Raw genomic sequence first — 13,803 nt, 5'->3', positions numbered from 1 at the left:
CAATGTGGTTAAAGGCTATAAATCCTAGAAAATACTCGATTTATAATGTCTAAGGCATGTGGATAACTCGTAAATATGAGTTTAGATTCTCAAAGGTCATGCATTGATACGCGTATAAGCGAATTAATTTATAATCAATTTGACTCTTTAGCTTGTAAAAATCTTATTTCTAATTGCAGCGAAACACTTAAAAGCGTTGTATCTCAGGCTATTTTGTCTAGCCAAGGCGGGAAACGACTTAGAGCATTATTAGCTTTAAAGGCTTTTGACGCAGCCAAAGAGAGCAGTAAAGAGAACAATGGCCACTTTTCCAATGACTCAAAAAGCGCAATGTTAAACCTTGCTTGTGCTTTAGAAGTATTTCAAACGGCAGCGCTTGTTCACGACGATATAATCGACGAATCCGCTTTAAGGCGAGGAAAACCAAGCGCTTATTGCGCATTGTCTAAAGCAACAAACAGCCAGCATATTGGAACTGGGCTTGGATTAATGCTCGGAGATATTCTAGCGTCTCAAAGCTTCGATATATCTAGAAAAGCGTGCGAAAATCTTCAAAATCCACATGAGGTTTTATGCGAGTTTGCAAACATGCAAAAAAACGTTGGAATTGGCCAAATTCTAGATCTTTCAATCGAGATGATGAGCCTAGATAATCCACAAAAACTTGCCGAGTCTTCTATAAACGTCTTTAGGTGGAAAACCGCAAGCTACACAACTATTGCACCTCTTTCTCTAGGATTTTTAGCTGCTGGAATGCAAAAAGATTATGCAATAGACTTAGCAAACCAGATTGGCGACCCCTTGGGAATTGCATTCCAACTTGCAGACGATCTTTTAGATATTGTTTCGGATTCTGCTCACACTGGAAAGCCGATTGGAGGAGATATTAAAGAAGGAAAACGTGCTGTTCTTTTAGCAGACGCATTAGAACTTTGCACTCCCGAAGATAAGCTCTTCCTTATAAACGCATACACTTCTAGCAGCAGAAATGAAGATGATGTTAAAAGAATCATTGATATTTACAACAAAAGCGGCGCTATAAGTAAGTCTAAAGAACGCATTCATAATCTTTGGGTTAAATCGCAAGAAAAAATAAGCAACAGCACGCTAAACGCCAATAGCAAAGTCATTCTTAGAAATATTTCTAGCATGTTTATACCTAAAGAATGGCAATAAGTATAAATTAAGACTATTCTTTACTGTATTACCTGTACACTTTTAAGTAGTGGGTTTTAATACGCGTATAAGGGATTTACTACATGAGTGAAGTTCAAGCGCAACCAGGAATGTGTATTGAAAATCGCTATCGCATAGTTAAAAAGATAGCAGAAGGTGGCATGGCCACTGTTTATCAAGCGCAAGATGAGCGTCTTAATCGCCCTGTTGCGCTTAAAATCATGCATACGCAACTTGCTCAGGGAATCCACCGAGAACAATTTATTGCAAGGTTCCGCAGAGAAGCAACTTCTGCCGCCGCAATCGCAAATCCACATATTGTTCAAGTCTACGATACTGGCGAATTTGAAGGACTTGACTACTTAGTTATGGAATATGTTCATGGCGTAAATCTTAGATACGAGATGAACAAATACGGCACTTTTAGCGTAAAAGACACTTTACGCGTGCTGGCTCAAACTTTAGACGGTCTTGCATCCGCACATCTTGCTGGCGTTGTTCACAGAGATATTAAGCCAGAAAATATTTTGATTAACGACCGCGGAAACGTGCAAATCACTGATTTTGGACTTGCGCGAGCGGTATCTCAAGCCACTCTTTCTTCTACAGGGCTTCTTCTTGGAACGGCCGCATACCTTGCACCAGAAATGATTGAGAAGAATCTTGCAACTCCGCAGGGAGATTTATATTCTGCAGGAATGATGGCTTGGGAAATGCTTGCTGGGCATGTTCCTTTTAACGCAGATAATCCCGTAACGCTTGTTTTTAAGCATGTTCACGAAGATACTCCTTCTATAAAAACTGTTTGCAAAGATATCAATTCTTCTGTTGCTGATTTTCTTAGCGCTATTACCGCTCGAGAAATGGAAAAAAGACCAGCCGATGCTAATAAAGCGCTTAACATTTTAAGAAGCATTTGCGCTGGATTAAGCGAGCAAGAATGGCAATATAAGTTTGATGCAAATTCAAACGATGGAAATCAACCTCTTGAAGACTCGATAATCGCCAGCAAATTTGAAGATAAAAAGTCTAATCTAAAATCTCAAATACCACTTCCTCCTAGCTTTGCTAATAACCTGAACTCTTTAGAAAACGAAGAAGTGCTAAATAAAACTGCAGATATAGATAAGACTGCAGATATTGATAAAACAACCGATATTAATGCCACTCAAGCCTTAGAAACAAAGAGCTTCGATTTTGGTGAGGAATCTTCAAACTATTCAACTTCAACAACTTCAACAAACAGCAATCCGCTTGAAGACTTTAACGACAATAATATGCTCACTGTTACAATGCGCGCTCCGCAGTTTATTAGTGAACGTTTAAAAGCTAAACGAAATAAGTCTAATAATGCAGACGGCAACGGCAAAGAAACGCGCAAAAACACGCGCAAAAACATTGTAATTGCATCTTCCAGCTGCGCGGCAATTGTTTTGGCAGCAGCTGCATTTGGAGCGTACTGGTACTATTTAGGCCCTGGAAGCTACTGGTCTTTGCCAAAACCAAGCACGCAAGAATGCGCATCGCAGAGTGCGTGCAAAATAACAAACATTCCTTGGGTAGATTACGAGCGCACGCTTAAAGTATCTAATATTCCTTATTCCGTTTCTAAAGACTTTAGCGACAACATACCCGAAGGAAACATTATTTTCACTAATCCAGATTTTAGTGGCGGTAAAGTTTCTAAGCGCAATAATGGCCGCTTGAAAGTTGTTGTTTCCAAAGGCATACGCAAGTCCACTATTCCAGAAGACATTATGGATCCAACTTCTAGCGCAGGGAAAAATCCTATAAAAGCTTTAAAGAAGGCTGGATTTACTTCTATTACGCATAAATCGAGCGATGACATTTACTCTTTGGAAATCCCTAAGGGTTGCGTTGTTGAAATTTCACCAACCCCTGGAATGCAAATGAATCACAATAAAAACATTACCGTGATTCTTTCTAAGGGACCTATGCCTGTTTCTATGCCAGACGTTGTTAATCTTACAAAAGAAGAGGCCGACAAAGCCTTTGGCGAAGCAAAACTCGTTCCAAACTACAGCGAAGAGTTTAACGACAAAGTTGAAAGAGGCAAGATTATTAGCGCTAGCGTACAAAAGGGAGAGCAACTACATTGGGGAGATAAACTCGATGTGGTTGTTTCTAAGGGGCCAAAGACTATAACAATGCCAGATGTGCGCAATAAGAACGCTAACGAAGCTAGAAGAATACTTGAATCGCTTGGGCTAAAAGTTAATATTTCTGCGCCTTTGGGCGATCTTATGCATACTGTTAGGTTCCAATCCGCAGCTCCAGGGTCTCAAGTTAGAGTTCTAGACGAAAACGGAAACCCAACAACCGTAACGCTAACGATTATTTAGCGCTCTTCGCGCGCATCTTGCATGCGCTTTTTAACAGTTTGAGCATATTCGTCAACGTACTCTTGACCGCTCATCTGTTGAATTGCCATGGTTACTTTATTGGTAAGATCTCGAAGAATGTCGTGAGTAATGTCTTCTGGATTCATCTTGCTAACTTCGATTGGCTTTCCGTAAATCGCCTTTGTATTGCCCTTTGCAGGCATAATCTGACCATGTTTTTGAAGCTCGCGAGTGCCAATAATTGCAACTGGAATAATCGGACATCCCGTTTCTAGCGCCAATCTTGCAGCGCCAGAATGACCCTTATAAAGCTTTCCGTCTGGGCTTCTTGTTCCTTCAATGTGAATTCCAAAAAGCTGACCTTTTTCTAGGATTTCTTTAGCGTGATTCAACGCACCAAGCGATTTAGACCCACCAGAACGATCCACAGGGAACACACCAACAGACGTAAACCACCACTTTTTAAAACGACCCTTTAAGCCCTTGCCTTCAAAATACTCGGCTTTGCCCATAAAATGAATCATGCGCGGGCATGTAAGAGGCAAAAGTGCGTCGTCAATAACAGCAAGATGATTTGCTGCAATAATCGCACCGCCTGTTTTAGGAATGTTGTTAACTCCTTGAGCAGTAGGATGAATCCTTAAGCGTGCAATGAATCCAAACCCCTTTACAAAGAACCAATACAACATGCTAACCCCGTTCTAGCAAGATTCGCAAAACAGCATTCCAACTATCAAGCAGACTTGCTACAGTATAATTCATGACTTCTTCTAAGAATACCAACTCCCATAACCCTTTGCCGAATAGCGAAAACAGTAATGCTAACAACTCGCTTGATAAAAACTTTGACGACTCATGGTCTCAATTTGTTAGCGAGCATAAAGAGGATTTTAACGATTTAGAAAAGTCAAAAAGTGCAAAAATCTTTAAAAAACGCATTAATCAAGCGGCAAAACCGTTAAAAAATATAGCGTTGAGCGATAAATCTGATTTAAGAAAATCTGATTTAAGAAAATCTGATTTAAGAAAATCTGGTCCAAGAGATAATACCAAATCGAGCTGGCTGGATGTTGATAAAACAATGGACGAGTATGGAGACGACTTTATTGCTCCAAACCCTCATTTTAACAACGTTTCCATTACCCTTATAGTTTTATGGAGCGTGTTTATTCTGGGAATTTTAGGCATGATTTTAAGCGTTCTAGTGCCATATCTTGCGCTTTATACTGGCTCTGTTAGTGCTTTCCTATTTTTGATTGGCGGCGCAGGCCTACTTATGTCTAGAAAAAAGAGCAACACTTCTATCGAAGACTATAACGAGTTTGGAAGGCTATAGGCCAGGTGCATACGAAACCACTGAATTAATTGCCCATTGGAAAAAAGCCACGCAGCACACAGTAACCTTCATCCCAGGCGAAGGCGCTACCTTTAGCGGCACAACATCAGTTAAGGTTGATGATGGTGCAAAGGTAACTAAGCCTTCTGATCCAACAAAAACTGGCTACACGTTTGCTGGCTGGTTTAAGGATGAAACTACCAAGTGGAACTTTGATAAAGACACTGTAACGTCTGACGTTACATTAACTGCGCATTGGACAAAGATAACACAACCTCCTACACCTACCCCAGGCACACCTGGAGGCACAAAGCCAAATACTCATAAAACGCAGCCGCAAACAGAATTCAATGTTGATCCGCAAATTACAACAAAGACAGTATTCACCCCTATGCGCCTAATTTCTAGCGTAGCTAGTGTTTGGTAACTGCGGCAAAACAACAATCAAACCAGCAGTAAAAATCAGCGCTAGTATAGGCAAAAGCTGCCATTGGAACATAGACGAGAATGCAAATCCAATCCAAGATCCGCCAGTAGCACCAATCGCAAATGCGAGGCGCGCCCAACCAGAAAACTTAGCGAGCGTACTTCCTTTAAACAGAATCTGACGCGCAACAATAATCGGCTCTACTAGTAGCATTCCGCCAATCGCTTCAAGTAAGAACGCAAAGCACATCATTGGCAAAAGATTAATAAACATAAGGCAATAAGCAGCTAAGCTCACAGCAATACCTAAAATCGCAACTTTTCTTAAACCGAGTTTTTGAGACGAATGCGCATACAAAACGGACGCGAGTACGCTTCCTACACCAGTGAAAATATACAGTATTGTTAAAGAGTTAGAGCCATATTGCTTACCAAAACCGAGCAGGATATAAGAAACAGAGCATGCAGGAATAAAAGCGACCAAAAGAGATCCAGCAAGAAGCATGATTTTACTCTTGAGTAATGGATTCGCAAATTGCTTAGCTGCAGATTTGGAATCAACGTCATTTTCTTGATTTTCTTGCGATTCTTGCGATTCATTCTCTACATCTTGCGACGCTCCCTCTACTTCGTTAGACGCTTGCGCAATGTCTTGTTTCATAATAAATCGCGTAGCGCAAGCCGCAAAAGAAGTGACGGACGAGAAAATCAAAACCGCAGGAATTGACCAGCTTGCAATCCAAGATCCAAGCGGAGAGCCGAGCAAGGTTCCTGTAACACTCGCCAAAACGCTCACAATGCCACTGTAGTTTACAATCATGCCGTCATCACCGCCCGCAGCATCAACCTCGAAAACTTCGCTAGCAATATCAATCACTTGCCCAGTAATCAACAACGCGCAAGAAAGAGCCACAAGCGACCACTTCCATGCTGGAGAGCCAAGCATAAGAAGCGGTAGTAAACTGAGCACGCCTTCTACGCCTTCGGTCATTGCAAGAGCGCGAAAACCGCCAAGCTTATCAACAATCCAACCAGAGCATGGCGAAAGAAAATCGGCAACCGTCATAAAAGTCTTACGAAAACCAATCACCCAAGCCGGCAAGCCCACAATAATAATCGAAGGCAAAACCGATCCTTCATACGCCTGATTGCCGAGCATAGAAAAACAGAATCCAACCAGCGCCCATCGCAATGCTGGACTAATAGATCTCATACGAATAAAGATATTATCTTTGCTAAAAATTGACTTCACAACAACCAACTCTCCTCTAAAACTCTTTCAAAATAACGCATACCTACATGCAAACTTACATGCAAACCTACATAACTATTACACGCAAGCTTACATGCAAACTTACATAACTACCTTCAAATCGCTACCAAACTTAAATAATTCACTACAAACTACACAAATCCAATAGCTTATTTGACAAATTTGATAACACTATACTCTCGTTTAAAAAGAAAGCAAAATTTGCATTATGCCTTAGCGAATAACACACTATTATGTATGTTTTGGCGCGTTTAATCACATAATTATACGTATTTTAGTGTATTTAATCACATTATTATGTATTGCGTAACTATCAGCATAAAAGCAAACACTTTCCACGTACGTATAGCCTTTTGCTTAAAGAAGAAGAAAACAGTCTTATAAAATCTTATGCGTCTACTGCGGTTCTTCTCCGTGGGTGCCACTTGATAACGAGAACAATATTGGTAAGTACAATACCAACGACTACACTCACCCATGCCAAGCTCGGTGTAAGCAGCCAAGCGAGAACACCGAAAATCAGCAGTCTAAGCAGTACAACAATAACTAAGAAAGGCCAACTTTTTGTTAGGCATTTCTGTTGATCAGCCTTCAATGCGCCCATCAGAACCATAACCGCAGCTGCCGCGCAAGAAAATAGCATATTGCCCAAGAATATGACGAGTAGCGTTCGCCAGCCAGCGATAGTACCCAGCATCCACCATTGCAGCATCAATGCAAGCAAAAATGTAACAACAGCATATACTGCTTCCATCAGCATATTCGCAACGATTAACGAGGAGAATGTTAGAGACACGCCTCTAGGAGTGTCTGTTTTACCTTCGCTCGCATTCTGTAATGCAATCGTGTTTCTCACCTCGGCGCGCTTTACGCGCTCTTCTTCAAGCATTTGAACGCCAAGCTCAACCGATTTCTTTGAAGCTTCCTGTAATTGCGCATCCGTCATACCTGGCTGCCAAGGCTTTTCTAAAACAAACATCAACACACTAGTAATCGCTGCGCCAATAATAATGCTTAGCAGCGTAGTATTGGAAACAAGCAATAGAGCAATACCAGAGGTCACCAGCAGCCTGAGCACAAAATCGATGATTCCAATAAGCAAATACCCGTCATCTGGTCTTCGATGCCTATACCACTGCAGATGCGCTGCACTTAGCAGCGAAAACACCACAATACTCAACGCGAGTATGACCACAGTTTCCCAACCTAGTACGCGGCGCCCTACGAACTGCTGCACAAGCAACGCAATAATAAGCGTGCAAACGCCAGCAACAGTTTCTGTAACCACATTATCCCAAAAAGCATGCTTGAAAAGCACTGGCCTTACCTTCGTCTCACTCATCATCTTTCCTCTATATATTAATCCAATACCTTCTTGTTGTAACGTTTCCTCTTGATAAGCTATTTTTAACTTTGTTTTCTAAAATTCCACCATTATTTTCTATGACTCGTATCGAGCCAATATTGTCATCATCACACGTAATCAAAATTTTATGTAGATTCAGAGTCTCTTTACAATATGTAAGTGCCATAGAAAGCATTTTTGTTCCATAGCCCTTCATACATTCAGACTGTCTAACTTCGTACCCTATGTGACCACCATAGTTAATTAAAAAAGAATTTAATTCATGCCTAATATTAATCTCACCAATAAATTTTTCATTATCTATCAACCAAAATGTAGTAGCTCTAACATAATTTTCAGGCAAATTTATACCATGCTCATAGTTATAAGAACTCTCTATAATTGTCTCAGGGTGTATAAAACGTCTTTCTGCATTCGGCCTAAGAATTTCATCTTCTTCATTTGCTTCTATATAACCTTGAATATATTTACTATCTGGTCTAATTAATTTCATAAGTTCCTCTTATTCTTAATATGCAATTCTAATAAGAATACAATTCTATTAAAATTAGAATCCATAATAGTCCGTTTAACTTTAATAGTAGTCATCGCGAAACATAATCTATACAAAAGCAAAATCAAGCAGATTACGCATCTCTTCCAGTAGAAAATCTGGTAAATCGCCATAGCTGAGACTTTAAAAACAGCAGCGGTACTACGTAATCAAACAATACAGCATCACAAAATTGTAAACTATATGTTATTGATTATCGTATTATAATGTGCTATTACATAAGCAGAATAAAATTTTGAACATAAAATAAAAATTCGGGGTGCCACAATTTAGGCACTCCGACCAAATAAAGTAGAGTATTCTACAACTTGGTAAAATAGTCTATATTGCTTGTGTGGCAACAAATGGATATAAAAAAAGTCCGTTTGTAACAAATATAGATAACAATACGATAAAAGAAAAATAGCAGGGAAAGTTTTTTAAAGATGGGAGAAAAATGTTTTACTCGAATCTTACAGATGATGCAATAACATTAATTAACCGTTGCGACATTGAAGATGCATGTATTTATGGACGTTTTGAAAGAGGCAGCGACTTATACTATAAATCCGAACTAGTTTATTACATCGACGTATACTATCTTGACCACGCACGTTACCCTTCGTTTGATGATTTCTACAACACTCAAATAGAAGATTTAAAAGATAAAATTCCCCGCGACACAGTGGAATGGTTTTATAAGCGAAGAATAGATTATCTTAACGGCAAAATAGAAGAGGATTACGACCTTAAAAGCGGCAAGTTCTCAAAACTTTATGATAATAACGACGACTGAAAAATTGACTGAAAAATTGGGAAAGCAAAAAGCGGCCGTTTAAAAAATAAAACAATAGCCGCTTTTTATAATTTAGCGTACAAAGCTCCGAAGACGAAGCTTCGGAGAGCGTTATTTATCAGCTATTGACGGATGATTATAATAATATTTTTCATAATTCTTCCAGAAATATTCAACGTCAGAAGGAGTGCATACAGGGTTCTCACTCTTGTTCATGTCGTGAAGGAATTGCAAAGCTTCATAATCGGAGCCGAAAAGCTTATCGAAGTTTAAATAATCTCTTCCCACGCAATCAATAATTTTCGCGTAATGAATTTTTTCTCTCTCAAGATCCCTTTTCATTCTTTCAGGTAAAGAGTCTTCATCTTCCGCGCATGCTATATACTCCTCAGGGCTGCACATTTGACCTCTTCTAATTAGCAGTTTTCTATAAACTGCAATGTTTCTTTTTTTAGCTTCTTCTAAAATTTTGTAGTAATATGCATTACCAGAAATTTCATAATATGCATCACCATCAATGTCATCCTCAATATCTTCAGATGCAAGCTGCTGAATATCGGCGTCTACATCGATGTTAACATTCTCTGGATTTTCTTTTCTTTCTTCTTTAACGCGCAGAACATCTGGTCTTAAAAATTCAATAACAAGCACTGCAATAACTAATATTGTGTAGTTATATTTCACTTCATTTGGAATTAAGAAAAGAGCCGCTGTCATTACAACATGAATTATTAAATTATATTTTACAATCTTATTGAAAAAAGTATTATTTCTGTAACTGCTGGGTTTAAAAATAAGATTATTATTTTTATGATAAATTAGCTCAACATAGCAGATGCATACTAAAAATACTATTAGCGTGATTAATGACATTATCGATTGATATACCTGAGCGTGCAATAATAATCTTTCAAAAACGTTAATAAGATAGCAGTATTTCATTGCTTCTGACGTTATCAAAATTAAAGCTATGATGATTGAACGTGATGTTAACTTTTCTCTTATTTCTTTCATAATTAATTGCTCTTTCTTGAAAAATATGTTACGCAATTTTTACCATCATTTTTTAAATTTTATAAGCGAGAAGATTTAAAAATTATACTTTGCTTTTCGCTGATTATAATAGCGACAGAGGACTCAAAAATAGCCTAAATGCCCCTAGGCTATATGTCGCATTATGCCTTAGACATATCGCACTATTATCACACTATTATGTATGTTCTGACGCATTTAATCACATAATTAATTAATCACATAATTATATGTATTTTAGTTTTTTAATCACATAATTATACGTATTGAGTAATGCTCAGCATAAAAACGCAGAAAGACACATAGCAAAAGCATTGGTTTTAGCACTAAATATTTTAATTTTCTAAAACCAAGTTCACACCACGGCTGCTAATCAGCGTTCAAGCTCCTAAAAAACATCATCTATCGGATAACTATCACCACGAACCGCCTGATCATAGCCTTTAGCCATCAACGCGTTAAACGTTTTCTCATCCATATCATCTTGTGCTGGAAGAGACTTTGGAATAGTAAGCGAAAACGGAATACCCTTATTAAGAATGATTTGACTGTAAAACATGTCAATAGCAGTAGCCCTAGGAACTCCAATCGTTTCCAGAATCTGCTCCGCCTGCTGCTTAATATTCTCTTGTATTCTCACATTCATATTCGCTGTATTCAACAAAGTACTAAACGATTTAGTATCAAAATTATAGTGAGGTAATGAACTACAACATTTGTTTAGTGATTACCCAATCACAAATCTGCGACACACCATAAGACGTATTACAGATTACGAAAATAATAAGAAATTTTATTAAAAGTTATATCGTTATAACATTTTGCAAGAAATTTTCATTTAGCTCACCCCCCCCCCCGCAGGAAATTTTACAGTCTAAACTAATGTCAAACTGAAAAATATTATAAAAAATAGCAAAAAATGATAGAATTTTAAATAGACTCATTTAAATAGAGAGCTTTATTACTAGCTTTGGAGAGATTTGTCATAGAATTCGTTCTATTTATTTGTTTAAAAATTCGTTAAAGATTAGGGAAAATTAAGGAGATTGTTATGGCTACCACTAATCCTTCAAAACATACATCATCATCAAAATCTTCTAAAAAGCGTTCTGCACACAAAGTGCACACACTTCCGTTAGCAACAATGGCTGCTTTGTTGACAGCAGCAACCTGCTTAGGCAGCCAACCTGCCATGGCTGTTACGGCAAACAAAGTTACTACACCAACGTACAACACAACAGCTGAAAGGCTTACGAAAGCCGCCGATCCTGTGTATCAAGATCGTGAATATGTTCCACTAGGCGAAAAGAAACCTTGGTTGCAGCATCCAAATATTCTTGAATTTAGAAGATTACGCGGTGTAAACAGCAATGCGACAGAAATAAAATCAGACGTGGAAGGATCTGATAATAATTGGAAAGCTGTTAATGATAAAACAGCTATGTATGCGCATGTGGAAACACGTGACAACTCTGATTATCTTATTTTCGATGTTTTCTTCAACAACAATGCTAAGTCAATGATATCTAAAGCTAGCAAGCAATGGTACTTATGGCAGGTACCATATGCGATTGCAGACTTGGATTCAAATGGTCTATATAAATCTGATACGGTTACTAATCTTAGATACGATGCGTACAGACCGAAAAAAGAAGGTCACATTCTTTCGCAAGATCCGGAAGCTTTTGAGAAAGATGATTCCCTATCATTCTCTGTGCCTAACATGAAACAAAGTGACACGCATTTTGGGAAAAAAGGTTATGCTCTTTATCAGGTAGGTATAGGACTTAATCCTAATAAAGTTAATGACGATTTAGATCAAATCTTCCATAAAAACGGAAATGACCCTCTTATTAGTCGAATGGCTGGAGATCAAACAACGTATGCTTTTTATAATCCGCAGTATAACAAAAATTACGGTTTGGGTATAACAGTTGCTAAACCGTATGACAATGTTGCGTATCATATGCATGCAGAATTAAAGCTTCGTCCAGGAGCTATTAATAAAAACGCAGACAATTATAACGAAAAGTATGCAAACATTCAAAACGCATGGACATGGGCAAATAGTGGTTCTTGGGGAGCAACTACAAATTCTGCATACACAGTTATTTCTGGTAGAGACCCAAACAACGATGAAGACAAAGATGGTAAATTAAAGCGCAATAAAACTGACAGCATAGCGCCAAAAATTTATTACAATGGCAAAACTGAAATAACCGACAAAACTAAGCCCATTAAACTCAAGGAAGGCGAAAAACTAAGCTTCACTACCACCGATAACAAGGGTTATATTGAGAAGTTTAGCATTTCTGGTTTAACGGACACTCCTATAACCAAGCAAGGCGCTGGAAGCAAAGACAATCCACTTTCATCAGGTGACATCACTGTTACTAAAGGCATGAACAACAAGACAGTAACCATTACTTCCGAGGATGGCTCTGGCAACGTTACCACACGCACAGTTAAAGTCAAAGTTACTACACTTGCTAAAGAAAACCCTCTTTACGGTAAAACCATTACTACTACCGTTGGTGAACCATTACCGCCATTGACAAAAATTAACGAATTTGTGACTGATAAAAATGGCAACAAGCTTAAACAGCAGCCAACCTTAGAGTGGAACGGCAAACCTATTCCAAACACTAATACAGTTGGCGTATTTACCCATAGTATTAAGGGAACATACTCCGATGACTCCACGAGTACAGCAACTGTAACCATCAAGGTTAAACCACAGAAGCCAGTTATCGACACTAATCTGACTGATCTTGCTGGAAAGAAAGGGCAGAAAGTAACAGTATCTGTTGGTAGCGGCATTCCTGAAGGCACTACTACAACAGTTAAACTGTTTGATAAAGATAACAATGAAATCGGCTCTACTACAACGATTAAGGATGGTAAAGCGGAGATTACTGTTAAGGATGGAATCCCTGAAGGCGACGTGTATGCAACAACGACTGTAAAGAAGCCTGATGAAAATACTCCTAAAGTAATAATTAAAGGATTTGAACTAACTTCAGAAAAAAGTGAGAAAAAACAAGCTACTGCGCCTAAGGATGCTCAAGACCCAACAATTACTGCTACTTCATCGCCTGTAACAGTTGGGCAAGATTTGAAGATTCACATTGTTGCTAAAGATGATGTGAAGGTTGAAAAAATCAACTATATAGACGCGCTAATGGGCGCCAATCTGCTTCAATCTACCGATATCGTTGGTGGTCGTGCAAGTGTTTCAAAAACCACTGACACTGATCAGGAACAAGTGTTGGATCTCACTGTTACGAAGATGCAGCCGAAGGAAGTTGGCACGCATACTCTAACCCTCACAGTAACCGACTCGGCAGGAAAAACCGGCAACGTAACTCTAACCATAACCGTGAAGCCAGCCGCTCCAACCGTCACTGTCCCAGCAAGCGGAGACGATCAAGGCTCAGCCACGATCACTCCAGCAGACGGTACTGATACTCTGGAAATCACTTATACGCCAGAAGGTGAAGACA

At 38.9% G+C, this 13,803-nt stretch carries 11 protein-coding genes and 1 pseudogene; 6 read left to right on the top strand and 6 right to left on the bottom strand.

The annotated features are described in order from the left end of the window. Positions 1–75: 75 nt before the first annotated feature. Positions 76–1,176: a polyprenyl synthetase family protein gene (locus tag ACZ0NX_RS00060; RefSeq protein ID WP_415688713.1), complete on the top strand. Its 1,101-nt coding sequence runs from the start codon at positions 76–78 to the stop codon at positions 1,174–1,176. Positions 1,177–1,259: 83 nt separating this feature from the next. Next, complete coding sequence (locus tag ACZ0NX_RS00055) at positions 1,260–3,539, top strand: protein kinase domain-containing protein (RefSeq protein WP_464404826.1); 2,280 nt, start codon at positions 1,260–1,262, stop codon at positions 3,537–3,539. Here ACZ0NX_RS00055 and ACZ0NX_RS00050 read toward each other — a convergent pair. Further along, positions 3,536–4,228 (bottom strand): lysophospholipid acyltransferase family protein, encoded by a 693-nt coding sequence (locus tag ACZ0NX_RS00050; protein WP_464404824.1) that lies wholly within the window; start codon positions 4,226–4,228, stop codon positions 3,536–3,538. The two genes, ACZ0NX_RS00055 and ACZ0NX_RS00050, sit on opposite strands and share 4 nt — an antisense overlap. Positions 4,229–4,299: 71 nt before the next feature. Here ACZ0NX_RS00050 and ACZ0NX_RS00045 point away from each other — a divergent pair, with 71 nt between their 5' ends. After that, the gene (locus tag ACZ0NX_RS00045; protein WP_464404822.1) at positions 4,300–4,875 is read left to right on the top strand and encodes a hypothetical protein; all 576 of its coding nucleotides are present in this window, start codon (positions 4,300–4,302) and stop codon (positions 4,873–4,875) included. Continuing rightward, a complete protein-coding gene (locus ACZ0NX_RS00040) occupies positions 4,862–5,302 on the top strand; it encodes an InlB B-repeat-containing protein (protein ID WP_464404820.1) in 441 nt (146 codons plus the stop codon). Before ACZ0NX_RS00045 ends, ACZ0NX_RS00040 begins: the two co-directional genes overlap by 14 nt. Here ACZ0NX_RS00040 and ACZ0NX_RS00035 read toward each other — a convergent pair. From ACZ0NX_RS00035 to ACZ0NX_RS00025, 3 genes are all read right to left on the bottom strand, one after another. Further along, complete coding sequence (locus tag ACZ0NX_RS00035) at positions 5,273–6,553, bottom strand: MFS transporter (protein WP_464404819.1); 1,281 nt, start codon at positions 6,551–6,553, stop codon at positions 5,273–5,275. The two genes, ACZ0NX_RS00040 and ACZ0NX_RS00035, sit on opposite strands and share 30 nt — an antisense overlap. A 409-nt stretch (positions 6,554–6,962) precedes the next feature. Then, on the bottom strand, positions 6,963–7,916 hold the full coding sequence (locus ACZ0NX_RS00030) for a hypothetical protein (RefSeq protein ID WP_464404817.1): 954 nt from the start codon (positions 7,914–7,916) through the stop codon (positions 6,963–6,965). A 10-nt stretch (positions 7,917–7,926) separates the two neighbouring features. Next, positions 7,927–8,433, bottom strand: coding sequence for a GNAT family N-acetyltransferase (locus tag ACZ0NX_RS00025; protein WP_060786384.1), 507 nt, complete (start codon positions 8,431–8,433; stop codon positions 7,927–7,929). Between the two features lie 496 nt (positions 8,434–8,929). Here ACZ0NX_RS00025 and ACZ0NX_RS00020 point away from each other — a divergent pair, with 496 nt between their 5' ends. Next, entirely contained in the window at positions 8,930–9,268 is a 339-nt protein-coding gene (locus ACZ0NX_RS00020; RefSeq protein WP_060786383.1) for a hypothetical protein, read from the top strand. A 111-nt stretch (positions 9,269–9,379) separates the two neighbouring features. On the opposite strand, the gene ACZ0NX_RS00015 is transcribed toward ACZ0NX_RS00020, so the two are convergent. Both ACZ0NX_RS00015 and ACZ0NX_RS00010 read right to left on the bottom strand, forming a co-directional pair. After that, positions 9,380–10,282 (bottom strand): hypothetical protein, encoded by a 903-nt coding sequence (locus tag ACZ0NX_RS00015; protein ID WP_464404815.1) that lies wholly within the window; start codon positions 10,280–10,282, stop codon positions 9,380–9,382. Positions 10,283–10,688: 406 nt separating this feature from the next. Beyond that, a complete protein-coding gene (locus ACZ0NX_RS00010) occupies positions 10,689–10,946 on the bottom strand; it encodes a type II toxin-antitoxin system RelB/DinJ family antitoxin (protein WP_464404813.1) in 258 nt (85 codons plus the stop codon). Positions 10,947–11,351: 405 nt separating this feature from the next. Between ACZ0NX_RS00010 and ACZ0NX_RS00005 the strand changes: the two are divergent. Beyond that, a pseudogene (locus ACZ0NX_RS00005) lies at positions 11,352–13,803 on the top strand (hypothetical protein); the annotation flags it as partial.

This window comes from Gardnerella rara (genome assembly GCF_055452355.1).
The sequence above is the reverse complement of the archived record's forward strand: the minus strand, read 5'-3'. Positions and strand labels throughout refer to the sequence as shown.

What these genes read in the sequence shown, in the direction of transcription:
- ACZ0NX_RS00060 (WP_415688713.1), top strand. Translation starts at nt 76, where the DNA reads ATGAGTTTAGATTCTCAAAGGTCATGCATTGATACGCGTATAAGCGAA.
- ACZ0NX_RS00055 (WP_464404826.1), top strand. Translation starts at nt 1,260, where the DNA reads ATGAGTGAAGTTCAAGCGCAACCAGGAATGTGTATTGAAAATCGCTAT.
- ACZ0NX_RS00050 (WP_464404824.1), bottom strand. Translation starts at nt 4,228, where the DNA reads ATGTTGTATTGGTTCTTTGTAAAGGGGTTTGGATTCATTGCACGCTTA.
- ACZ0NX_RS00045 (WP_464404822.1), top strand. Translation starts at nt 4,300, where the DNA reads ATGACTTCTTCTAAGAATACCAACTCCCATAACCCTTTGCCGAATAGC.
- ACZ0NX_RS00030 (WP_464404817.1), bottom strand. Translation starts at nt 7,916, where the DNA reads ATGAGTGAGACGAAGGTAAGGCCAGTGCTTTTCAAGCATGCTTTTTGG.
- ACZ0NX_RS00025 (WP_060786384.1), bottom strand. Translation starts at nt 8,433, where the DNA reads ATGAAATTAATTAGACCAGATAGTAAATATATTCAAGGTTATATAGAA.
- ACZ0NX_RS00020 (WP_060786383.1), top strand. Translation starts at nt 8,930, where the DNA reads ATGTTTTACTCGAATCTTACAGATGATGCAATAACATTAATTAACCGT.
- ACZ0NX_RS00015 (WP_464404815.1), bottom strand. Translation starts at nt 10,282, where the DNA reads ATGAAAGAAATAAGAGAAAAGTTAACATCACGTTCAATCATCATAGCT.
- ACZ0NX_RS00010 (WP_464404813.1), bottom strand. Translation starts at nt 10,946, where the DNA reads ATGAATGTGAGAATACAAGAGAATATTAAGCAGCAGGCGGAGCAGATT.